Below are 23,658 nucleotides of genomic sequence, written 5' to 3'. Positions count from 1 at the left end.
ACGCCTCCCTTTAGGGGAGGCGTTCTTGTCTGTCATGAAATGCGTTCAGATGGACTGATTCAGCACGCGGTTGAGGCGCTGCACGAAGGTTGCCGGGTCCTTTAGCGGCACGCCTTCAAGCAGCAGGGCCTGATCGAAGAGCAGCCAGGCCGCGTCTTCTACCCTGCCGTTGCTGGGGTCGGCGAGCAGCTTCTGGATGATCTCGTGATCGGGGTTGATCTCGAGTGTAGGCGAGGGCTCGGGCATCTCCTTCTGGCCCATGGCGCGCATCATCTGGCGCATGCGTGCGGAGGGTTCGTCCTCGTCGGAGACGATGACCGAAGGGCTGTCGGCGAGACGTGCGGAGGGGCGAACCTCTTTGACGGCGTCGCCGAGCGTGGCCTTGATCTTTTCGAGCAGAGGCTTGAGAGCTTCGGCCTTTTCGGCAGCCTTCTCGGGCGCGGTTTCGTCTTTCAGGTCCTCGCTGGCGGCTCCCTTGTTGACGGCCTTCAGGTCGGTGTCGCCGTACTTGTCGATCGTGGAGAAGACAATCTCGTCGATGTCGTCGTCGAGGATCAGGACTTCGATGTCCTTCTTCTTGTAGATCTCGAGCAAGGGCGAGTTGCGCAGCATGTTCTCGGTGCCGCCGGTGATGTAGTAGAGCGCCTTCTGCTCAGGCTGCATGCGCGACTTCGCCTCGGCCAGACTGGTGAGGCCTTCTGCCCTGGTCGACTTGAAGCGGATCAGTTCGAGCAGCGTCTCGCGGTTAGCGAAGTCGCCGTAGAGACCTTCCTTCAGAGGACGGTTGTACTCGGCGATGAACTTTGCATACTTCTCCTTGTCGTTCTCGGAGATGGACTTCAGCTCGGAGAGGATCTTCTTGACGCTCGCGGTCTTGATGGTGGTGAGGATGCGGTTCTGCTGCAGGATCTCTCGCGAGACGTTGAGCGGGAGATCCTCGGAGTCGATGATGCCGCGCACGAAACGGAGGTATGGCGGCAGAAGCTCCTTGGAGTCGTCCATGATGAAGACGCGCTTCACGTAGAGTTTGACGCCCGTCTTGTAATCGACCTGGTAGAGGTCCATGGGGGCCTTCGCCGGGATGTAGAACAGAGTGGTGTACTCGAGATTGCCCTCGGCGCGGGTGTGGAACCAGAAGAGCGGATCTTCCCAGTCGCCGGTGATGGACTTATAGAACTCCTTGTAGTCCTCGTCGGTCAGCTCGGACTTGGACCGCTGCCACATGGCGCTGGCGGCGTTGACCTGCTCGGTGACGCGCTTCTTCTCAGACTCCTTCTTCTCGGCGTTCCACTCGCTCTTGTCATAGGTAAGGAAGATCGGGAACGCGATGTGGTTGGAGTACTTCTTGACGATCTCCTGCAACCGGTAGCTGTTGGCGTACTGCGAGCCCTCTTCGTTGAAGTGGATGAGGACGGTCGTGCCCGCGGAAGAGCGTGCGGCTGCGCCTGTGACCTCTTCGATGTCGAAGCCGGTCTTGCCGTCGGAGGTCCAGCGGAAGGTCTTGTCTTCGCCCGCCTTGCGCGAGGTGACCTCGACCTTGTCGGCCACCATGAAGACGGAATAGAAACCCACGCCGAACTGGCCGATCAGGTTGGAGTCCTTGCGGTCGTCGCCGGAGAGCTGCGAGAGGAAGTTCTTTGTTCCGGAACGGGCGATGGTGCCGAGGTGCGAGACAAGGTCTTCCTCGCTCATGCCGATTCCGGTATCGGAGATGGTGAGGGTTTTGGCCTCCTCGTTCAGCTCGAGGTCGATCCGCGGCGAATCGATACCATCGCCGACGAGAGCCTTGTACTTTTCGTCGACCAGGGTCAGGTGCCGCAGCTTGTCGAGCGCGTCGGAGGAGTTGGAGATCAGTTCGCGGAGAAAGATCTCCGGGTGAGAGTAGAGCGAGTGGACGATGAGGTGAAGGAGTTGGCTGACTTCAGTCTGAAATTGTTGCTTGGACATAGCAGATTCATTATCGCTAAATGCCGGGGCGAAGGGTAGAAGCAGCGGTGAGGAAGCGGCTTACGGGCGACGAACCCCTGCAGCCGCATGGGGAATCGTGCCTTCGAGCGATTGGTTGGCGCCAAAGACAGCCTCGCCGAAGCGAATGGCGTTCATCAACATGCTGGCGCTGCGTTCCATCGCCTGGCGGATGTGCTCGCCTGCGTAATGCCGTGCGTCAGTGACATTCCGGCTGGCGATAGCATCGACAAGGCGGATGTGTTCTGCGACCAGCGCGGGGCCGTAAGAGTCAAACGGCAGACCGAGGTAGAAGAAGCGCATCAGGCGAACGTGGGCGTTGCTGACAACGTCGAGCAGGCGCATGTTGCGGGTGGACTGCGCGATCAGGGTATGGAGCTGATAGTTGGTCTGGATAAACTCGCGATAGCTGGAGCGGTCGCCGACGCGATACTCATACGTGGCGAGCTTCTTCATCTCGGCGATCTCTTCCTCGCTGGCCCGCTCTGCCGCCAGTGCAGCGGCTTCGGGTTCGAAGATGAGCTGCAACTCTTCGAGATCGTGAAACTCGGCTACGGAGAGAGGTGCGATGCGGTAGCCGCGGAAGGGGATGATGCGGATGAGGCCGTCATGTTCCAGCCGGCGACAGACCTCGCGGATGGGAGTGCGGCTTGCATTGTAAAGACGGCCGAACTCGGTCTCGGAGAAGGCGCGCCCGGGCGTCAGCTCGCACTCGACGATGTCCTGGCGGAGTCTGCGGTAGAGGGTTTCTACGATGCTTTCCATTGCGAGTCCCCGGGGGAGCTGAGGTGTCAGCCTTCTCTAGGATAAATCCCTGGAAGCAGCCCTGCGGTATTCGGGCAAATGCAATCGGTATACCGATTCTGCATCGCTGGTGTACCGCCTTGCCATGTAGGCGATACAGCTCTTTGCACCTCTCTCTTTGCATCTAGAGTGGTGCTATGCGTGAAGCATTTAAGACCCGCTTCCGGCGATATTTGCCTGCAGGTTCTGCTCGTCTGTTTCTTCCACTCGTTTTGATGGTGGTGTCTCTGTGTGGCGGGCGTCTGTTGCTCGCGCAGGCTGCGGGCCAGGTCTCTGGAGTCGTCTACGATCCGGCAGGGCAGGTGGTGTCCGGCGTGGAGGTAAAGCTGACCAGCGCGGCTACTGCGGCCGAGCGGACGGCGATGAGCGGCGGTGATGGCGCGTATGCCTTTCCCCTGGTGAGTCCCGGGATCTACCGGTTGAAGGCCATGGCCATGGGTTTTAAGACGACGAGCGTGGAGAAGGTCGAGGTGCAGGTCAACGGAACCTCGCGTGTTGATGTGCATCTGCAGCTAGGCGTCGTCGTTGAAGAGGTGACCGTGACAGGAGGTGCTCCGCTGGTGGAGACCGGTAATGCAACGCTGGGCACCGTGGTGAACCATCGGGCCGTGGTCGATCTTCCTCTGAATGGACGCAGCTTCGCACAGCTTGGGACGCTCATCCCCGGCGTCATTGCTGCTCCTGCAGCGCTGGGCGGCGCGAATGGAAACGCTACCCCGGGTGGCTTTGGCAACACGACTGGAAGCTTCAACGTAAATGGAATGCGCAATCAGTCGAACAGCTTTCTGCTGGACGGCGCTCCAAACAACGACTCGTTCAACAGCGGCTTTGTCATGCGGCCTCCGCCGGATGCGATCGAGCAGTTCAAGATCATGACGCACTCTTACGACGCGCAGTACGGCAGGAGCGCGGGCGCCATTGTGAATGTCGTCACTCGTTCCGGAACGAACAACTGGCACGGCAGCGTGTGGGAGTTCAACCGTGAGGCTGCACTGGCCGCGAAGAACTACTTCGCAAAGACGAAGCCGAACTACCAGCAGAATCAGTTTGGCGGAACGGCGGGAGGAAAGATCCTTCGTGATCGCTTGTTTGTCTTCGGCTTCTACGAGGGCTTCCGGCTGAAGGATGCGACCAGCAATGTGTTGAATCAGCCGGTGCCGAGCGCGGCGATGCGGCGGGGCGATTTCTCAGAGCTCTCCACGAAGATCATCGATCCTACAACGGGCCAGCAGTTTTCGTATCAGGGGCGTGCGAATGTCATCGATCCGGCGCGCATCAGCCCTGTCAGCGCGTACCTGCTCAGCAACTCCGTTCCACTCCCCAACGCCCCCGGCAACTACTACACCGCGGCGCCGCCGAATATCGATAACCGCGACATGGGTGGTGTGCGCGTCGACCTGAAGGTGGGGGCCCACGCGCTGCTTGGCCGCTACATGCGGTCGCACCAGAATCTCTTCGGTCCGATCACGCCATCGAACTTTGCACCGGCAGGCAATCGTCAGTTGATGACCCTGCAGGACGCCATGGGGTCTGACACATGGGTGATCAACGCGCGCATGATCAACGTCGCCCGATATGCGCGGCAGTGGATCAACGGCAAGCCCAATCAGACCAGCGGAGTTGATCTCAGCTCAGCGGGATACAGTTTCCACTCCACCAACGCGCAGGCAGCAGGTCTGCCGAATGTTCTGGTCACCGGGTACTTCACCCAGGGAGATGCCCAGCAGCCGTTTGCGTTGCGCAAGAACAGTGTGGACACGATCTCGGACGACCTTACATGGACGAAGGGACGTCACACCCTCCAGTTCGGTGGCGAAGTTCGCCGCGACGGAATCGGCCTGCTCTATATCAACCGGCCCAACGGCGCATTTACCTTCAACGCCAACTTCACGGGATATGCTCTGGCCGATTTCCTGCTCGGGTATCCGTATATGTTTCAGCAGGGATCGGGCGATCCGGCAATGAATGGAACTTCGTGGACCTACTCCGGGTATGCGCAGGACCAGTTTCGCCTCAGCCCCAAGCTGACGATCGTTGCTGGCGCACGCTACGAGGTCAACCAGCCCTACACCGAAGCGAAAGGACATCTGGCCGCGCTGCATCCGGGCCAGCAGTCGACGGTGCAGCCAAATGCTCCGCTCGGACTGGTCTATCCCGGTGATCGCGAGACGCCGGCAGCGACGTATTACGCAGACACGAACAATGTCTCGCCGCGACTTGCCGCCATCTACGACCCCACAGGCGACGGCCGGACAGTATTTCGCGCGGCCTATGGGATCTACTTCGACACGGTGCCCGGGCAGGGTGACTTCTTCCAGAACGGCACGCTGGCGCCGCCGTTTCAGCCGCTGCAGGAGATCGACTTCTATCAGCGGCCGGGAAGCACGGCAAGCTCAGAGTGGTTTTCTAATCCGTACCGGGGAGTCTCGACTGGAGCAGTCGGCTTTCCTCCCGGACTGACCTTCATCGGCTGGAGCCTTCCGCACTCCTACAAGGCTCCTCGGGTTCAGCACTACAACCTGGGCATCGAGCACCAGTTCACGTCGCAGATGGGCTTTGAGGTTGGCTATGTCGGAACGCGTGCGAGCCAGCTTCCGGTCTTTATCGAAGTGAACCCCACAAATGTGGTTCCGTCCACGTCAGCCATTAACGCCTATGCTGCGGGAACTCGCGCGGTATTTCCCGCGCTCGGGCTGACGCGACCTACGTTTTCAGCAGCAAGCAGCTGGTATGACTCGCTGCAGGCGCAGTGGACGCTGCGTACCTGGCATCGTGCGACGGCCACGGCGGCGTATACCTGGAGCCGGTCGATCGACAATGTCTCCGGCCTGAACATCGGAAACGACTCGCGCCCAGTTCTACCGGTCACGATCGGAGATCAGACCTCCATCGATCGTGCCATGGAGCGCGAGCGCGGGAACTCGCTCTTCGATACGCGCAACCGTTTTGTACTCAGCTTCGGCTACGAGCTTCCGCGTCTGCTAGGCAGGCCTGCAGCGGAGCGTCTGCTGATCGGTGGCTGGCAGATCAACGGTATCTTCCAAGCCCAGTCGGGCAATCCTTTCACGGTGGTGAACTCTTCGACCACAGCGCAATCGCTGACCTTCCGGCCCAACATGACGTGCAATCCGAACGATTATGCGAATCGGAATGTGGGAACCACGACAACGTTCTTTGATACATCGTGCTTCGCCCTTCCTAAGACAGGAACGAAGATCGACAACAGCAGGTCGGGTGATGAACCGCGCGGCGCAGTCGTGGGACCGGGCTTCAATACGACAGACGCCTCCATCTTCAAGATCTTTTGGATCACCGAGACGCAACACGCGGACTTTCGCTTTGAGGTCTTCAATGTCTTCAACGAAGCCCATTTCGCGCAACCTGGGCTGACGTTTGGAACGTCCACATTCGGCCGCATCACTTCGACTGTCGGCAACGACTCGCGTGTCATTCAGATGGCCTTCAAGTACGGCTTTTAGTTCTACTGGAGCGACGCCTCCTGATTGCTTCACTCAAGGCGAATTATGAGGATGCAATACAGTGGATGGGACTGGAAGAAGGGAAAGCGAAGGAATGAACATCTATCTCATCGCATTGCTGCTCTACTCCATTGTCCTGATGGGGCTGGGCCTTGTGATGAGCCGCAAGGTGAAGAACTCTACAGACTTTCTGGTCGCCGGCCGCAGCCTGGGGCCAGGGCGCCTGTTCGCCACATTTCTTGCGGCCAATATCGGAGCAGGTTCTACAGTCGGCGCAACCGGGCTGGGATACCGGATGGGAATGTCGGCGTGGTGGTGGGTCGGCTCGGCCTCCATCGGAACCTTCCTGCTGGCGCAATTTCTCGGACCCAAGCTCTGGACCATCGCGAAAAGACATAATCTCGCCACCCTGCAGGATTATCTTGAGTTTCGCTACAGCAAGGCAGTCAAAGCAGTCATCGCTGTGCTCTTCTGGTTTGGCGCGCTTGCCATTCTTGCGGGCCAATTGATTGCCATCTCGTGGATCCTCGACACCGTCGCGGGCATTCCCAAGTGGCAGGGCTGCCTCATCGGAGGCGTGGTCGCCATCGTCTACTGCACCGCTGGCGGCATGATGTCCTCCTCGTTTGTGAACATGTTCGAACTCGCGGTCACGATGTCAGGGCTTCTGCTGGCCGTCCCGTTTGCGCTGCATGCGCTGGGCGGATGGTCGCACGTGCACGATCTGGTTCTCGCCCATACAGCGAACGAGGCTCGGACGTCGGCTCTCTTCAGCATGACCGGAGCTGGTTCTAAACAACTGCTCGCATGGATTGCAATCCTCGTGCCGTCGTTCATGATCTCTCCGGGTCTGGTCCAGAAGGTCTACGGAGCAGAGGATGTCCACGCCGTGCGTACTGGCGTGACGCTGAACTCCATCGGGCAGGCTATCTTTGCATTCGTGCCGCCTGTCCTCGGCCTCTGCGCGTTTGCGGCGATGCCTCACCTTGCCAATCCAGAGCTTGCGCTGCCGTCCGCAATGAAGGCGCTGCTTCCCGAGTGGCTCGGCATCTGGACGCTGGCCTCCATCTTCTCGGCTGAGCTAAGTGCGACCGACGCCATCCTCTTCATGCTCTCCACCTCTCTCGCCGTCGATCTCTACAAGACATTCCTGAACCCCGCGGCGTCGCAGCAGAAGATGTTATGGGTCAGCCGCTTCACCTCGGTCTGCGCAGGCGTCGCCGGTATCGCGCTTGCCGTTGTTCTGCCGTCGATCATTCAGGCGGTCTCGATCTTCTACGGCCTGATCGCGGTGGCGCTGTTTGTGCCGGTTCTCGCTGGCCTTTACTCAAAGCGCGTGTTTGCTCCCGCCGCTCTCAGTAGCATTGTGGCTGCTCTGACGGCGACCCTTCTAGCGATGCGCCTTACAAGTGGCGCAGGCGTGGGCATGCTTTCCCCGCAGGTGATCGGTATCGCAACGGCGGCTATTGTAATGATCTCGTTTCGTCTCTTCGCGCCTGCGACCAATACAAGTGCAGAAGAGACAGTTTCGTAGAAGTACCTGTACCAAAGAGGAAGAGGTTCCTGATGAAGCGTCGTGAATTTGCCCGCAACCTGCTTGGACTTCCGCTGGCCGCCGCACTCCCGGCGGAGACGGCCTTCGCCTCGGCAAAGGAGACCATTTCGCTCCCCGAAGGAGGATCGATCACCGATGTGCCGGGCCTGAAGGTAGGCCAGCATACGCTGACCGAGCGCCCGACCGGCTGCACGGTTGTCATCTGCGAGAACGGCGCAACCGCAGGTGTGGATGTGCGTGGTTCGGCCCCGGGCACGCGCGAGACGGATCTGCTCTCGCCCATCAACATGGTGCAGAAGGTGCAGGCGATCCTGCTCTCCGGCGGAAGCGCGTATGGCCTCGCTGCAGCTACCGGAGTGGTACGCTGGCTCGAAGAGCACAATCTCGGCTACAAGATCGGCAAGGGAGTGGTTCCCATCGTCCCCGCCGCCATCCTGATGGATCTTGGAGTAGGTGATTTCAAGATCCGCCCCGCCGATGAACACGGGTACAAGGCGTGTATGGCGGCGACCACCGGGCCGGTTGCAGAGGGCAACATCGGTGCGGGAGCGGGAGCTACCGTTGGCAAGATGTTCGGGCCGAAGTTCGCCATGAAGTCCGGCCTGGGTACGGCGAGCGTTAAGATCGGCAACACTGGAATCGTGGTGGGAGCCATCGTTGCCGTGAACGCGGTCGGCGATGTGGTCAATCCACACTCTGGCAAAATCGTTGCCGGGGCCCGCACGGAGGATGACAAGGGCTTTCGCGACTCCATGGCGGAAATTCTCAGGGGATACCGCGTCGTCGTGGAGAACGGTGCAAACACGACTATCGGGATTGTGGCGACCAACGCTCCGTTTACGAAGACCCAGATGACCAAGATCGCTCAGATGACTCACGACGGGTACGCGCGTTCGATCAATCCGGTCCACACGATGGGCGATGGAGACACGATCTTTGCAATGTCGACAGGAACAGCAGACGTAAAGGCAGATGTCTCTGCCATCGGCGCCATTGCGGCGACGGTCATGTCGCGTGCTGTCGTCAGGGCGGCGATGCAGGCCACCAGCCTGCCTGAATTCAATCTTCCGGCGTATAGAGACTACGTTCGGCGAGGATAACGTGATGCCACTACGGTAGCTCAAAGAGCGGGACGTTAAGCGTCCCGCTCTTTGCCTTCGAAGGTCGCGTAGACCACAGGAAGGAGGATCAGGGTGAGCAGGGTCGAGCTCAACAATCCTCCGATGACGACGATTGCCAGTGGACGCTGGATCTCCGAACCTGCTCCTCGTGCGAACAGGAAGGGAACCAGACCCAGTGCGGCTACCGTGGCGGTCATCATGACGGGACGGAAGCGCAGCCTGGCGCCTTCTCGAATCGCCTGTGCCTGCGGCATTCCTTCAGACCTCAGCTTCCGGATGTAGGAGACCAGCACGACACCGTTCAGCACTGCGATGCCCCACAGCGCAATGAATCCGACCGATGCGGGTACCGAGAGATACTCGCCTGAGATAAAGAGTCCGATCACACCTCCGATGGAGGCCAGCGGAAGCACTGTAATGATGAGCGCAGCGAACCGCACCGACTGGAACAGTACAAACAGCAGGAAGAAGATGGCCGCAATCGTGATCGGCACAATGATCATCAGGTGATGCATCGCGCGTTCCATGTTGTGGAACTGACCGCCCCACTCAATGTAGTAGCCGGGAGGCAGCTTCACCTGTTTGTCGACCTTCTGCTGCAGTTCAGCCACAAAGCCACCCAGGTCGCGGTCCTGGACGTTGACACCAACCACGATACGTCGCTTGCCCATGCTGCGATTGATGAGCGCCGGGCCTTCCCGTACTCCGATCCTGGCCAGGTTATCGAGAGGAATAAGAGGACCATCGGGTGAGCTGATCTGCAGCTCCTTAATCTCGGTAACGCTGTCGCGGAGCGGCTGCGGCAGACGAACCACGGCTTCGAACCGCCGTTCGCCCTCGTAAATCTCTGTGGCGGCCTTTCCGGCGATGGCTGTTTCAATTACATCGTTGACATCGGCGGCATTCAAGCCATAGCGTGCGATCGCGCGCCGGTCGATGGTGATATTGAGGTATTGCTGGCCACCGACGCGGTCCACGCGGGTATCCTGCGTTCCGCGAATCGTATTGGCCACCCGGGCAATCTCACGCGCTTTTTCAACCAGCACGTCAAGATCATCGCCATACAGCATCACGGCCACGTCAGCTCGAACGCCGGATACCATCTCATCGACACGGTCCGAGATCGGCTGCGACATCACCAGGTTGATGCCGGGAATAACCGCCAGCTTCTCGCGCACCTCATTGGCAATCTTCTCCTGCGAGCGATCGCGCGGGCGATCTTCAATTGGAGTCAGCGACGCCAGCACGTCGGCTTCGTTCGGTCCAGCCGGATCGGCAGGCGATTCGCCGCGGCCCACGCGCGATACGACGTTATCGATGCCGGGCACGGTTAGCATCGTCTTCTGCATCGCCATCTCCATCTTCAGCGACTCGTCGAGGGAGATGTTCGGGACACGATCTGCGTTCGGCGACAGCGTTCCTTCGGCCATCTCCGGAATGAAGGCGGTCCCCAGAAACGGGAACAGGCACAGTGCAAAGATAAACATGCCGACAACCGAGATAACCGTCGTCTTGCGATGTCCCATTGCCCATTCCAGCATTGCGTTGTACGGCCGGCGGAGTCGGCGTACAAACCAGGTATCTTCTTCCGATCCTCCACGGAGCATGTAGCTGCATAGGATGGGAGACAGCGTGAGCGAAAGCAGCAGCGATATCCCGAGCGCGATGGCGATCGTATAGGCAAGGGGAGCGAACATCTTGCCTTCCATGCCTTCCAGCGTCATCAGGGGAAGGAAGACGAGGATGATGATCGTAACTCCGAACAAGACCGGGGTCGCGACCTCGCCCACGGCATCCAGCACGATGTGCATTTTTCCCTGTACGGAGTCGACATCGTGCCCATGATGCCGGGCATGGCTCAGCTTGCCAAAAACATTTTCCACCACGACCACGGAGCCGTCGACCATCAGGCCAATTGCGATCGCGAGTCCTCCGAGCGACATCAGGTTGGCTGTCAGCCCGATCTTGTTCATTACCAGGAAGGTCAGTAGCGGCGTCACCAGCAGCGTTGAGCTGACGATCAGGCTGGAACGGATATCTCCCAGGAAGAGGACGAGCACAATAATGACAAAGACGATGCCCTCACCCAGAACCTCTGTAACGGTATCGATAGCGGCGTCTACCAGCTTTGAGCGATCATAATAGGGCTTGATCTGCAGGCCGCCGGGAATCATGTGCTTGGAGTTGATCTCGGCAACGCGCGCCTTCACGCGGCTGACAATCTCCTTTGCATTGCCGCCGGTCATCATGAGAACGACGCCACCGGTAGATTCGGTATAGCCGTTCTTAATCATGGCGCCATAGCGGACGGCGGTTCCAAGGCGCACCTCTGCTACATCGCGAATGTAGACAGGGGTCCCACCGGTCTCTTTCAGGACGATCCCGCGAATGTCATCGAGATCGTCAATCAAACCGACAGAGCGAATCAGATACTGCTCTGCGTGCTGCGGCAGAATACCTCCGCCGGCGTTAGCGTTATTCCGCGCCAGCGCATTGGTGACATCCTGGATGGTCAGGTGGTAATAACGAAGCTTCTGCGGATCGACCAGGGTCTCGTACTGCTTGACAAATCCACCGGTCGAATTGATCTCGGCGACGCCGGGAATCGATCGCAGCAGCGGACGCACAACCCAGTCCTGTATGGTTCGCCGCTCGGTAAGCTCTTCCTTCGTCAGAGGACGTTTGCCATCGTCCGGGCGCTCAAGCGTGTACTGATACACCTCGCCCAGCGCATTCGTGATTGGGCCCAGAACGGGGGTAACCCCCTCCGGCATCCGGCTGCGCAGCTCGTTGAGGCGCTCTGAGACCATCTGACGTTCGAGATAGAGGCTGCGGCCGTCTTCAAAGACCAGCGTAATCAGCGAGAGGCCGGGCTTGATAAGCGAGCGCATGTCGGTCATGCCCGGAAGTCCGGTCATGGCGATCTCGACAGGAATGGTAATGAAGCGCTCGACCTCTTCGGGCGATTTCCCCGGGGCTTCGGTCGCAATTACGACCTGAACGTTGGTGACGTCGGGGAAGGCGTCCACCGACAGATGCTGGGCGGCGTTGACGCCAAAGCATACCAGAGCAATGGCAACGACGATGAGGACCAGGCGATGCTTCAGCGCACCGCGAACGATGGACTGCAGCATCGCTATTCGCCTCCCTTGATGGCATTCTGCTTGCGCTGGTTATTCAGGTGGAAGGCCCCATCCAGAACGATCTTCTCTCCAGGATTTACACCGCTCTCCAGCACACGCCTGTCGCCGCTCTCCAATCCCAGGGAGACCTCCCGCAGCATGAAATTGTGGGGTCCAATCTGTACAAAAATGCAATCTTTGTTGTTTTCCCGAACGACAGCGGTGGACGGGATCGTGTTTTTGCGCTCGGAGGCATCGATGAAGGTCATGTTGGCCAGCATCGCTGGCTTGAAGATTCCCTTCGGATTCGCAAGGTCCATGCGCACCTGCACGGTTCGCGTGTTGGGATCGACGATGGGCGAGACATAGGAGAGTTTGCCCTGAATCTCCTGCTCCGGCAGAGCCGGAATCTTCACGATGACCTCCATGCCCTTGTGCAGCTTGCCGGCGCTCTGCTCCGGGACATCCGCGATCACCCACACGTTCGAAAGATCGGCAACCATGAAGGCGACCTCCGCCGGCTGCACGATCTGGCCGATCGTGACCTTGCGATCGAGTACGGTTCCGCTGATCGTCGAAATAACGGGATAGTCGGCATTGAGCTTTCGCACGGTCTCGAGCTTGCGGATGGCAGCGTCTGACATGCCCAGAACGCCCAACTGTGTCCGGAACGCCTGCGCCTCGGTGGAGGCCTGCAGCTGTTCTGCGCGGCGTCGGTCCAGCTCTGCCTGGCCCATCACGTCGGCTTTTACAAGCTGTTCCGCGCGTTCGGCCGCCTTCTCGGCCAGCTGCTCCTGCGAATACGCCTTGATAAAGGCGAACTGTGTGTCGGAAAGATCAGTACTGTGCAGCGTCGCCAGCGCCTGTCCGCGATGCACATATTGTCCTTCCAGCACGAGCAGCTTGATGATGCGTCCTGCAACAGGAGAGCCGATGCGTGCAATCCGGCTGGCATCGGTGTCAATACGCGCGGCAACCTGGAGCGAGCCTGCAACCTCCTCTACCTTCGGCTCACCGATGACGAGCCTCTTCGCCAGATCCGGTGTGACCGAAACAACGGTCGGATCCTCCTGCACCTGGACCTCCGCAGGAGCTGTCTTCTTCTTGCAACCACCGGCAGTCAATAAAAGGACGGCAATCGATGCCAGCGCGCAGCCGGTCAGGGAGCTTGTACGTTTCACGATCTTCAATGCTTTTCTCCTGTGGCAACTACGCCAAGTTCTTCAAGGTCGATCAGGGCTGACTCTCGCGCAAACTGCGCATCCAGCAGATCGCCGCGTACCGTCTGCAGGACGCGTTGCGCATCCAGCACCTCAACAATGCCGCGCTCGCCGAACTTATATGCATTCCTCGCTGCTTCGACGGCGCTCTCGGCTTCATGCAACGATCCCGCTTCCAGAGACTTCGCCTGCTGGTCGGCAAGCTGGTAGCTCTCATAGGCGCGTTCCAGCGCTGCCGTCAGTTCCAACTGCCTCTGATTGCGGACTGCGGAGGCCTGTCGAATGGTCGCTTGTGCGTCCGCGATCTGGCCTTTGCGGCGATCCCATAGCGGAACAGGAACGGTGACTCCTACTCTCCAGAAAGTAAGATCCGGCTGGCGCTCCCACTCTCCGTAGAAGGTTGGCTGGGGGACACGAAGTGCTCGCTGATGCTCGAGCTCCACCTCAGCCTGATCAAGGGCAACATTTGCGCCCGCGATGACAGGGTGTCTTTGAAGAACAATTGCTCGCAGTTCGTTCAACGGTCCCAGGCGCACCGGCGGTTCCAGTGCCCCTCTGGGATCAATCGCAATATCCGGCGGCGCCGCAATGACAGCTCGAAGAGATGCGACTGCATCCACCAGGTTGATCTGTGCGCTCCTTACGCCAAAGTTCGCTCGTGCAAGCTCCGCTTCCGCCCGTGTCAGTTCCAGGCGGCCCTTTTCGCCTACGCGGACCTCGATCTCCACGCGGTTGCGAAGATCCTGCACCAGCGCCAGGTTCTCCCGTGCGATTTCTACCTCATGCTTCCACCGCACGGCCTCATAGAAAGCATGTTTGACGGTCGACGTCACCGAAAGCTGTTCCGTATCGCGGTCGTAGCTTTGAACCGTCCTGCCCAGATCGGCAACCTCGCGCCTGGTCGCGCGTTCGTGCGGCATCTCAATCGTCTGGTAGCCCGCATAGTGCTGCAGCAGGCCCGGAGTTCCGGGCGTCTTGACGGGACGCGCGCTCTGGTTGCCGATGAAGTATTCGGCCTGTGGGTTCGTGTAGGCACGGGCCGTCTGGGTCGCCGCAGTGGCGCGTGCCAGCAGAGCGTTCGCTGCATGCAGGCGCGGGCTGTTCTTGTTGGCCATCGCCAGGGCTTCATCCAGCGTAAGTGGAATCGCCGTGGACTGTTCCGTGGGGGTGGGTGCCGGAGCTTGTGAAGGTGTAGGCGCTTGCGGCAGAGAGTCACTCGTCGGCGCCGTTACCTGAGCCGCCGCCGGACGCAAGGAGAATAAAAGAACGATCAAAAGCCATCGCTGGTGCACGTTAAGGAAAGTGCAATCCAAAGGCCAAAGCAGATTCAACAAAACCGCACATTCTGCGGAAGAACCGTCCCATTTGGTACACTTCGCGGCTTCTGGTTGTCCCGTATCGTCCACGACCATCCGACTTCGCTTGATTCTTTGGAACATCGGACCTTTGGAAGATGGAATGAGGATTGCATCTGCATTCCGCTGAATGCACACCTGGTTCTCTTCAACCGTGACGGTAACCCGTCTGCCGCCCCTGTTGGAGCAGGCGCAGGCAGCCGCATGGGAAAATAAGGAGATGGGGCAAGCTTCCAGGTCCTTGAGCTTTCTGCGGACACCGCGCGTCAAGGCAGCGGTGATCGCAGCCATGATCGTCGGTGTTGGCCTGACTACCTGGTTTACCTCTCCGCGCGCCATCGCGCTCCATAATGTGCTGCATCATCTCAACTTTCTGCCATTCATGATGGCGGGCATGCTGTTTGGCTGGCGCGGCGCGGTCAAGGCCCTGATCTTCGGACTTCTTGTCGAGGCCCCGATCATCGCGCGGCACTGGGCGCGGTGGCCCATTGATGCCTCCGATCAACTGCTGGAGCTGGCAATCTTCGGCAGCGCAGGCATTATCGCCGGCCTGCTCGCTGACCGGGAGCGCGTCCAGCGCCTTCGCGTGGAATCGACCAAGCATGAGCTGGAGGACGTCTACACCGAGCTCCGTGAAAATGTTGAAAAGATGAAGCGAACCGAGCGCCTTTCGGCTGCTGGACAGCTCGCCGCCAGCCTCGCCCATGAGATTCGTAATCCTCTGGCCAGCATCTCCGGCGCCGCAGGAATCCTGAAGCGCGGCAATGCCTCGGCTGACAACAAGCAGGAGTGTCTGGGAATCCTGGAGAAGGAGTCGCAGCGCCTGAACAAACTGCTGACCAACTTCCTCGACTTCGCGCGTCCTCGTCTGCCGCGATTTCAGCGCGTCGATGCTTGCGCTCTGGTGCAGTCCGTGACGGTTTTGGCTCGCCATGCCGCATTGCGCCAGCAGGTCGCTATCATTGACGATCTGCCGCCCCAACTTCCGATGCTCGATTGCGACGCCGAGCAGATGAAGCAGGTTCTGCTCAACGTTGTTCTCAACGCCATTCAGGCCAGCCCTGTCGGAGGCTGTGTCGTTGTGAAGGCCTTTCCCCGTGCAGGACAACTGTGTGTTGAGGTGCGGGATCAGGGGCCTGGGATGTCTGCCGAACAGCTGGAGCGTATGTTCGAACCGTTTTTCACGACAAAGGAGAGCGGGACCGGCCTGGGGCTTGCAGTTGCCGCCAACATTGTCGAGCAGCATGGCGGACTTCTGTACGCTGAAAACAATGCCGAGAAGGGCATGACCTTCCGGCTGGAGCTTCCTCTCGCACGCTCTCAGAAGATGGCAGGTGCACTGTGAGCTCGAAGCGGATTCTTGTCGTGGACGATGACAGCAGCCTGCGCAGCGTCATGAAGATGCAGTTGGAAGAGGCAGGCTATGAGGTGATCCTTGCTGCCGATGGTGCAGAGGCGCATGAACTCATCCGCCAGGCACCCCCGCAGCTTGTCATCAGCGATCTGAAGATGCCCACCAGCGGGCTTGAGCTGATGCGCCGCATCGCGGCAGACGACATTCAGCCCACTCTCATCATCGTGACGGCCTTCGGCACTGTCGAGACCGCTGTCGAAGCCATGAAGCTGGGCGCCTACGACTACGTTACCAAGCCGCTCGATTTCGAAGAGCTTGTTCTGGTCGTCCATCGCGCGATGGAGCGCCAGAACCTCATCGAAGAGGTGCGCAACCTGCGCTCGGCGCTTGACCAGCGGTACGGCTTCGAGGGCATCGTGGGGCGCGCCAAGAGCCTTCTGCACGTACTCGACCAGGCTGCACGCGTCGCCCAGCGCGATACCACCGTGCTCATCCAGGGCGAGACTGGAACCGGCAAAGAGCTGCTGGCCCGGGCGATCCACCACAACAGCCCACGCAAGAGCCGCCCCTTCGTCACCATCAATTGCGGCTCCATCCCCAAGGAACTGGTGGAGTCGGAGCTCTTCGGGTACACCCGCGGCTCCTTCACCGGGGCTCTGGCGACCAAGCCCGGCAAGATTGAGCTCGCCGACGGAGGCACGCTCTTCCTCGATGAGGTCGGCGAGCTTCCACTCGATGCCCAGGTCAAACTGCTGCGCGTACTGCAACAGGGCGAGATCGCAAAGATCGGTGCGACCGACGTCCAGAAGGTCGATGTCCGCGTCGTCGCCGCCACGCACCGCAACCTTCAGGCCATGATCGAAGACCAGGCCTTCCGCGAAGACCTGTACTATCGCCTGGCCGTCGTGCCCCTGCTGCTCCCTCCGCTGCGCGAGCGCAGGGAAGATATTCCGGAGCTGGTCAAGCATCTCTTCAACGAGGCGAAAGAACGTCACGGAATGGCCGATGTAGAACTGACCCCCGGAGTCATCCAGCATCTGACGCGTTATCGCTGGCCCGGCAACGTTCGCGAGCTTGAGAACGTTCTGGAGCGGATGCTCGTACTCAGCTCTTCCAATATCGTGACGGAGGCCGATCTTCCTGAGGAGATTCGCCGCGTACCCGCCGACAACTCGGCCTTCTGGATTGAGCTACCGGAAGAGGGCGTCAGCCTGGAAGCCGTCGAGCGCGAACTGATCCTCCGAGCCCTGGAGCAGGCGAAGGGCAATCAGACCAAGGCGGCAAAGTACCTCGATATCAGCCGACGCACCCTGATCTATCGCATGGAAAAGTACGGCCTCTCGACCGAGTAGGTCGCTCGCAGGGGACATGAAACAATCATTTTGCCCCTCATGTCTCAGTGGATTCCACTTCCGGCCCACCTCCGCACACTCGCGGCTCAGTCGCCCAACGCGGTTCTGCTGGAGACCTCGCGCTTCGATCCGAAAAACCGTCACAGCTTTCTCTTCCTCGATCCCGAGGAGATATTTCAGGCAAACAAGGCGTCGGAGCTGGACGTAGTCTTCGACTGGATCGAATCGAGCCGCCGCCGCGGACTTCATCTCGCCGGGTATCTCAGCTACGAGTGCGGCTATCTTCTCGAAGAGAAGCTGAATCAGGCTGCCTTCGCTACATCCATCTCGCAAGACGCGCTCCCGTTGGCATGGTTCGGCGCTTACCAGTCGCCCTTCGTCTTTGACCACGCTCAGGGCAAGTTCCTCGGTCCCATACCCCCGGGAGCCCCTTTTCCGGAGACGCTGGAGCGCTTCGCCAGCGCCGTGAAGTTAGAGATCGTGCCCGGTGAATACGTACAGAAGATCCAGGCCATCAAGCATTACATCGAAGCCGGCGATACCTATCAGGTCAACTTCACCGACTCGGTTACCGTCGAGAATCCCCACGACCCGGCGGTCGCCTTCGCGGTTCTCTCCGGAGCGCAGCCCGTCGCCTACAGCGCCCTGCTGCATGTCGGTGGCCAGCACATCCTCTCGCTCTCGCCCGAGCTCTTCTTTCGCATCCGTGACGGTCGCATCACCACCCGCCCTATGAAGGGAACCATCCCGCGTGGGCTCGATCTTCAGGAAGATGACCGCCACGCGCGGCGGCTGCAATCCGACGAGAAGAACCGCAGCGAGCACATCATGATCGTCGATCTGCTCCGCAACGACCTTGGCAGAATCTGCCGCATGGGGTCCGTGCAGGTCGAAGATCTCTTCTCCGTCGAGCGCTACCGCACCCTGCTCCAGATGACCTCGACCATCTCGGGCGAGCTCAACCCTGACCTCAGCTTCGGTGAGATCTTCCGCGCCATCTTTCCCTCCGGCTCCATCACCGGCGCGCCGAAGCTGCGCACCATGCAGATCATCCGCGAGCTTGAGCGCCAGCCCCGGGGCGTCTATACCGGAGCCATCGGCCACATTCCTCCGTCGGGCGATGCCACCTTCAACGTGGCTATCCGCACGCTGGTGCTGCGGGATGGTACGGCCACGATGGGCGTCGGCGGTGGCATCGTTGCTGACTCTGATCCAGCCTCCGAGTACCGCGAATGCCAGCTGAAGACGCAGTTCCTCACCCGGCCTGTGCGCCAATTTCAGCTCATCGAGACTATGCTCTTTGACGGGCATTCCCTGTCTCTCCTCGCGCTGCATCTCGATCGCCTCGTGTCCTCAGCCGCGTACTTTGACTTTGCCTGTGACCGCGACGCTATCGAATCGCGGCTTTGCAAGCTTGAAGCATCGCTTGTTCCCGGCCAGCGCCAGCGCGTCCGTCTCCTGCTGGACGAGACCGGTGCGCTCACCCTGACTCACTCTGAGTTCATCCCCGACCCCGCTCCGCTCATAGTCCGCATCTCGCCTTGCCGAACCCGCTCCGATGATCCTCTGTTGCGGCATAAGACAACACTGCGCGAGCTTTACGACCAGGAGTATGCGCAGGCTCGCGCTGATGGCTTCGACGAGGTCATTTTTCTCAATGAGCGCGATGAGCTTACCGAAGGAGCCATCAGTACGCTCTTTGTCGAGCAGGGAGGACACCTGCTCACGCCTCCGCTCAGCGCCGGTGTTCTGCCGGGTGTACTGCGTCGCCATATTCTTGCTACCCGGCCGGAAGCGCGCGAAGCTACCGTTCCTCTCGCGGGCCTGGCGACAGCGCGTGCCGTTTATGTAGGCAATAGCCTACGGGGACTCCGGCCCATCGCGGAGATCCACCTGCCCGGTCGACTGCCTCTGCGATTCAACCCGGTTACCTAAGTCCATACCGGGCTTGCCGGTACAAGAAGCAACAGGGTTATGATGTTGCAGCGTTCGAGCGCCTGAGGTAGCCGAACGCAGGAGAAAGACCATGCGACCTGAAACTGGCGTACTGTATCAACTTCTTGCTCCCGTCCTCTCAACCAGCCGTACCGACCGTCTCTTCCAAGTCCTTCTTATTCATCATGATCTTGCCTCCGATCCTGGTCCCCGTGTCTCTCGCGCTGTTCTCGCTCAGGCGCTCAACATGCTGTTATTCGAAGACCTCCTCAAGCGCGTTCCCTCCGCGGCAAAGTACGTTCAGCTCTGCCTCGATCAGAAGCGCACGATCATCCATGACCATGGGGCCGTGCGCACCGTAGCACTCGAAGGCATGGGAGCTCTGCCTTCCGGGCAGGAGGCCATCACCCGCGTCCTGCGCCCGCTCGGCTATCGTCTCAACGGCGTCTATCCTCTGGAGCGCCTGCGCATGACCGGCCGCTCCCACGCGCAGGCCGATTACCCGGAAGACATCGCGCAGTTCTTCATCAGTGAGCTGCACCCCGAGCGCTTCTCCCACACCTTCCAGCAGGCCGTTCGCCGCGTCACCGCGTCTTCCGTCGACCCGATTACCCCGGAGGCGGCTGCGTTACTCGAAACCCTGGAAAAGACCGGCTCTCTTTCTCTCGAAGAGGCACAGAGCCTTCTTCCGGTCCTCGTCTCCGTCTTCGATCGCCACCACGCCGAGCCTGCCCTGGCCGACTACCAGACGCTCCTCGCCGAATCGCCTGAGATGGCGTGGATCTCTACAGAAGGGAACGCATTCAACCACGCCACGGACCGCGTCCCGGACGTCGATGCCCTGTCTGCCGAGCTCAAGGCGCTTCACATGCCCATCAAGGAAAAGGTGGAGACCTCTCAGTCGGGCCGTGTCCGCCAGACGGCCCTGAACGCCGCGCGGGTCCAGCGAAACTTTCGCACCACCGATGGCACCAGCATCTCCCGCGAGGTGCCCGGGTCGTTCTACGAATTCATCACCCGGCTGCGCATGCCGACCAAAAATGGCAAGAGTCCGCTCGATCTCAGCTTCGACAGCGGGAACGCTCAGGCTATCTTTAAGATGACAGCTAATACAAAGTCATAGCCGACCGACCGCGACGTCGCGGCTGTGACCGACGAAAGAGTACAGACCCGTTGTCCACCACAACTTCAGCCGCCGCCTCTCCCTTCGTCCTCCTGCCCAGCTCGCACGAACGTGCTCACGACACCTTTCCCTCCGCCGCCCAGCTTGAACAGGCGCTGCGGCAAAAGGTCAGGGGAGAGGTGCGCTTCGACCAGGCCTCCCGGGCCCTCTACGCCACGGACGCCTCGAACTACCGGCACATCCCCATCGGCCTGGTCATCCCGCAGGACGAAGACGACGTCATCGCCACGGTAGCCGTCTGCCGTCAGTTCAACGCGCCTGTGCTCTCGCGCGGCGGCGGAACCTCGCTGGCAGGGCAGGGAACCAACGCTGCGGTCATCCTCGACTTTTCCAAGTACATGAACAAGATGGGCCCGGTCGACCCCGTCGCCCGCACGGTACACGTCCAGCCAGGAATTGTCCTCGACCGCGTTCGCGAGGCGGCAGAGAAGTTCGCACTGACCTACGCGCCCGACCCTGCCACTCACAGCCGCTGCACCATCGGCGGCATGATCGGCAACAACTCCTGCGGGGTCCACGCGCTGATGGGCGGCAAGACGGTCGACAACATCCACTCGCTCGACATCCTGCTGTACGACGGAACCCGTCTGACCGTTGGAGCGACCCCTGATTCAGAGATCGCCGGACACATCCAGGCTGGCGGCCGCATCGGCGGAATCTATTCGTCCCTCAAGATCCTCCGCGACACCTACGGCAACCTCGTCCGGCAGAAGTTTCCCAACATCCCCCGTCGCGTCTCCGGGTACAACCTCGACGAGCTGCTTCCTGAAAACGACTTCAACCTCGCCCGCGCCCTGGTCGGCAGCGAAGGCACCTGCGCGGTCATCCTCGGCGCCACGCTCAACCTCGTCGAATCGCCGCAGTTCCGCACCCTGGTCGGAGTCGGCTTCGAAGACGTCTTCATCGCCGCCGACCACGTACCTCTCGTCCTGACCCACAAGCCCATCGGCCTCGAAGGCATGGACGGCCTGCTCCTTGATTCGCTGCGCAGCAAGCAGAAGGCGCTGGACGACATCCCGCTGCTCCCGGAAGGCCGGGGCTTTCTGCTGGCAGAATTCGGCGGAAACTCGCAGGCAGAAGCCGACGAGCGCGCCGCCAAGCTCGTCGAAGCACTCCAGCAGATCACCCATGCCCGCATCTACACCCCGGAGCAGGCCCATCGCGTCTGGGCGATCCGTGAATCCGGGCTTGGTGCTACCGCCTTCGTTCCCGGTCACGAGCGTACCGGATGGGAAGGCTGGGAGGACGCCGCCGTCGACCCTACCCAGCTCGGCTCGTACCTTCGCGCCATCTACGCGCTCATGCAGCAGTACGGCTACTACAGCCCCATGTACGGCCACTTCGGGCAGGGCTGTGTCCACATGCGCCTCAGTTTCGATCTCGAGAGCGAAAAGGGCATCCTCGACTTCCGCGAGTTCATGGACAAGGCCGCCGACATCGCACTCGCCCACGGCGGCTCCCTCTCAGGCGAGCACGGCGACGGCCAGGCTCGCGGCATCCTGCTGCCCAAGATGTTCGGCCCCGAGTTGATGAGCGCTTTCCGCACCTTCAAACAGGTCTGGGACCCCGACAACAAGCTCAACCCTCACAAGCTCATCGACCCGCACGAGATCCACGAGGACCTTCGTCTCGGCGCGGACTATAACCCCTGGGAACCCAAGACCCACTTTGCCTTCCGGGAGGACCACGGCTCCTTCGCTCGCGCCACGCTGCGCTGCGTCGGCGTCGGCGCCTGCCGCAAAGCCGATGCCGGAACCATGTGCCCCAGCTATATGGCTACCGGAGAAGAGCAGCACTCCACCCGCGGCCGCGCTCATCTGCTGTGGGAGCTGATGCAGCGCGAGGTCCTGCCCGACGACTGGGCCAACGAGCAGGTCCGCGAGTCGCTCGACCTCTGCCTCTCCTGCAAAGCCTGCAAGTCCGAGTGTCCCGTCTCGGTTGACATGGCGACCTACAAGGCGGAGTTCCTCTCGCATCACTACGAGCACCACTCCCGCCCGCTCGCCCACTATGCCTTCGGGCGCATCGACCGCTGGGCGCGCCTCGCCTCCATCGCTCCCGGCATCGTTAATGCCATCAACAACGCTCCGGGAATCTCCACCCTCGTCAAGAAGGTGCTGCACATCCACCCGAGCCGCCAGTTCCCGCGCTTCTCGCGGCCCTTCACTCCGGACCGCCGCCTGGCCCGCGATCCCCAGCGCCGCAAGGATCGTCGCAACCCACCACCGGCCAATGCTCCTGCCGTGTTTTTGTGGGCGGACACCTTCAACAACTACTTCCATCCGGCGACCATGCGCGCCGCCCACAAGGTGCTCGTCGATGCCGGGTTCCGCGTCAGCCTTCCCAACAGGCATCTCTGCTGCGGCCGTCCGCTCTACGACTTCGGCCTGCTCGGCACAGCGAAGCAGTACCTGCAGAAGATCCTCGACGCGCTCACTCCTCAGATCGAGGCCGGAATCCCGATCGTCGTGCTCGAGCCAAGCTGCGCCTCTGTCTTCCGTGACGAGCTCTGCAATCTCTTCCCCGACGACCCCCGCGCTCCAAAGCTGCGCTCGCAGGTCCATCTGCTCAGCGAGTTCCTCGTAAAGTTCGCCCCGCACTACCAGCCGCCGAAGATCGACGGCAAGATCGTCGTCCACGGCCACTGCCACCACAAGGCAATGACCGGAATTGGCGAGCACGGCATGACCGCCGAGCTGCAACTGCTTCGCGCCACCGGCGCTGAGGTGCAGGCGCTCGACTCCGGCTGCTGCGGCATGGCCGGCCCCTTCGGCTTCGAAGGGGACAAGTACGAGATCTCGCAGAAGCTCGGCGAGCGCGTCCTGCTGCCAGCCGTCCGCAACAACCCGCAGGCCATCATCGTCTCCGACGGTTTCAGCTGCTGCGAGCAGATCACCCAGAACACTACCGCCCGTCCCAGGCACCTCGCCGAAGTCCTCGCCGAAGCCTCGAAATCCTGACATTAGAGGGCAGGTCGGGAAGGGTGCACGATCTCGTGCCAAGCGGATCAGGTGGCGACAATAACCGGGTGCCCCATCTTCGCTGCAGCTTCATCGCGGCTAAGGTGGGCCATTCGCGCGAAAGCGCGAACCACTCCCCACGCACCTTCCTTCCTCTACCTCACCTCCCTAACCCAGGCACGTATCATCGCTGAGCGGGTGAGTTTCCTTCGCCAGCGGCTTTATACCCCCTATGTTCGTCTTTGTTAAGATG

At 60.6% G+C, this 23,658-nt stretch carries 13 protein-coding genes; 8 read left to right on the top strand and 5 right to left on the bottom strand.

What is annotated here, in order from left to right; all coding sequences use genetic code 11:
- Window positions 1-45 precede the first annotated feature (45 nt).
- Both htpG and GWR55_RS12285 read right to left on the bottom strand, forming a co-directional pair.
- Window positions 46-1,947, bottom strand: a complete 1,902-nt coding sequence (gene htpG / locus GWR55_RS12290) for a molecular chaperone HtpG (protein ID WP_162402523.1) — start codon at window positions 1,945-1,947, stop codon at window positions 46-48.
- A 60-nt stretch (window positions 1,948-2,007) separates the two neighbouring features.
- Entirely contained in the window at window positions 2,008-2,730 is a 723-nt protein-coding gene (locus GWR55_RS12285; protein ID WP_162402522.1) for a GntR family transcriptional regulator, read from the bottom strand.
- Between the two features lie 176 nt (window positions 2,731-2,906).
- Here GWR55_RS12285 and GWR55_RS12280 point away from each other — a divergent pair, with 176 nt between their 5' ends.
- The 3 genes from GWR55_RS12280 to GWR55_RS12270 all read left to right on the top strand — a co-directional run bounded on the left by GWR55_RS12280 (window position 2,907) and on the right by GWR55_RS12270 (window position 8,903).
- Window positions 2,907-6,248, top strand: a complete 3,342-nt coding sequence (locus GWR55_RS12280; protein WP_162402521.1) for a TonB-dependent receptor — start codon at window positions 2,907-2,909, stop codon at window positions 6,246-6,248.
- 94 nt (window positions 6,249-6,342) lie between these two features.
- Window positions 6,343-7,782 (top strand): sodium:solute symporter, encoded by a 1,440-nt coding sequence (locus GWR55_RS12275; RefSeq protein ID WP_162402520.1) that lies wholly within the window; start codon window positions 6,343-6,345, stop codon window positions 7,780-7,782.
- Between the two features lie 32 nt (window positions 7,783-7,814).
- Window positions 7,815-8,903 carry a P1 family peptidase gene (locus tag GWR55_RS12270; protein ID WP_162402519.1) on the top strand — a complete coding sequence of 363 codons (1,089 nt, stop codon included), beginning with the start codon at window positions 7,815-7,817 and terminating at the stop codon, window positions 8,901-8,903.
- A gap of 35 nt (window positions 8,904-8,938) precedes the next feature.
- Here the strand turns inward: GWR55_RS12270 and GWR55_RS12265 are convergent, their stop codons facing one another.
- From GWR55_RS12265 to GWR55_RS12255, 3 genes are read right to left on the bottom strand one after another with little or no spacing between them, the layout of a single operon-like run.
- Complete coding sequence (locus tag GWR55_RS12265; protein ID WP_162402518.1) at window positions 8,939-12,058, bottom strand: efflux RND transporter permease subunit; 3,120 nt, start codon at window positions 12,056-12,058, stop codon at window positions 8,939-8,941.
- A 2-nt stretch (window positions 12,059-12,060) separates the two neighbouring features.
- Complete coding sequence (locus GWR55_RS12260; RefSeq protein ID WP_238398774.1) at window positions 12,061-13,227, bottom strand: efflux RND transporter periplasmic adaptor subunit; 1,167 nt, start codon at window positions 13,225-13,227, stop codon at window positions 12,061-12,063.
- Between the two features lie 5 nt (window positions 13,228-13,232).
- Complete coding sequence (locus GWR55_RS12255) at window positions 13,233-14,540, bottom strand: TolC family protein (RefSeq protein WP_238398379.1); 1,308 nt, start codon at window positions 14,538-14,540, stop codon at window positions 13,233-13,235.
- A gap of 211 nt (window positions 14,541-14,751) precedes the next feature.
- Between GWR55_RS12255 and GWR55_RS12250 the strand changes: the two genes are divergently transcribed.
- From GWR55_RS12250 to GWR55_RS12230, 5 genes are all read left to right on the top strand, one after another.
- Window positions 14,752-15,966 carry a PAS domain-containing sensor histidine kinase gene (locus GWR55_RS12250; RefSeq protein ID WP_162402517.1) on the top strand — a complete coding sequence of 405 codons (1,215 nt, stop codon included), beginning with the start codon at window positions 14,752-14,754 and terminating at the stop codon, window positions 15,964-15,966.
- A complete protein-coding gene (locus tag GWR55_RS12245) occupies window positions 15,963-17,327 on the top strand; it encodes a sigma-54 dependent transcriptional regulator (protein ID WP_162402516.1) in 1,365 nt (454 codons plus the stop codon). The genes GWR55_RS12250 and GWR55_RS12245 overlap by 4 nt, the downstream gene beginning before the upstream one ends.
- A gap of 39 nt (window positions 17,328-17,366) precedes the next feature.
- Window positions 17,367-19,262: an aminodeoxychorismate synthase component I gene (gene pabB, locus GWR55_RS12240; protein WP_162402515.1), complete on the top strand. Its 1,896-nt coding sequence runs from the start codon at window positions 17,367-17,369 to the stop codon at window positions 19,260-19,262.
- Between the two features lie 91 nt (window positions 19,263-19,353).
- Window positions 19,354-20,385 carry a DUF1338 domain-containing protein gene (locus tag GWR55_RS12235; RefSeq protein WP_162402514.1) on the top strand — a complete coding sequence of 344 codons (1,032 nt, stop codon included), beginning with the start codon at window positions 19,354-19,356 and terminating at the stop codon, window positions 20,383-20,385.
- Window positions 20,386-20,435: 50 nt separating this feature from the next.
- Entirely contained in the window at window positions 20,436-23,405 is a 2,970-nt protein-coding gene (locus GWR55_RS12230; protein ID WP_162402513.1) for an FAD-binding and (Fe-S)-binding domain-containing protein, read from the top strand.
- Window positions 23,406-23,658: the final 253 nt, after the last annotated feature.

Source organism: Edaphobacter sp. 12200R-103 (genome assembly GCF_010093025.1).
GTDB lineage: Bacteria > Acidobacteriota > Terriglobia > Terriglobales > Acidobacteriaceae > Edaphobacter.
This window is presented reverse-complemented; position numbering and strand designations above follow the sequence as displayed.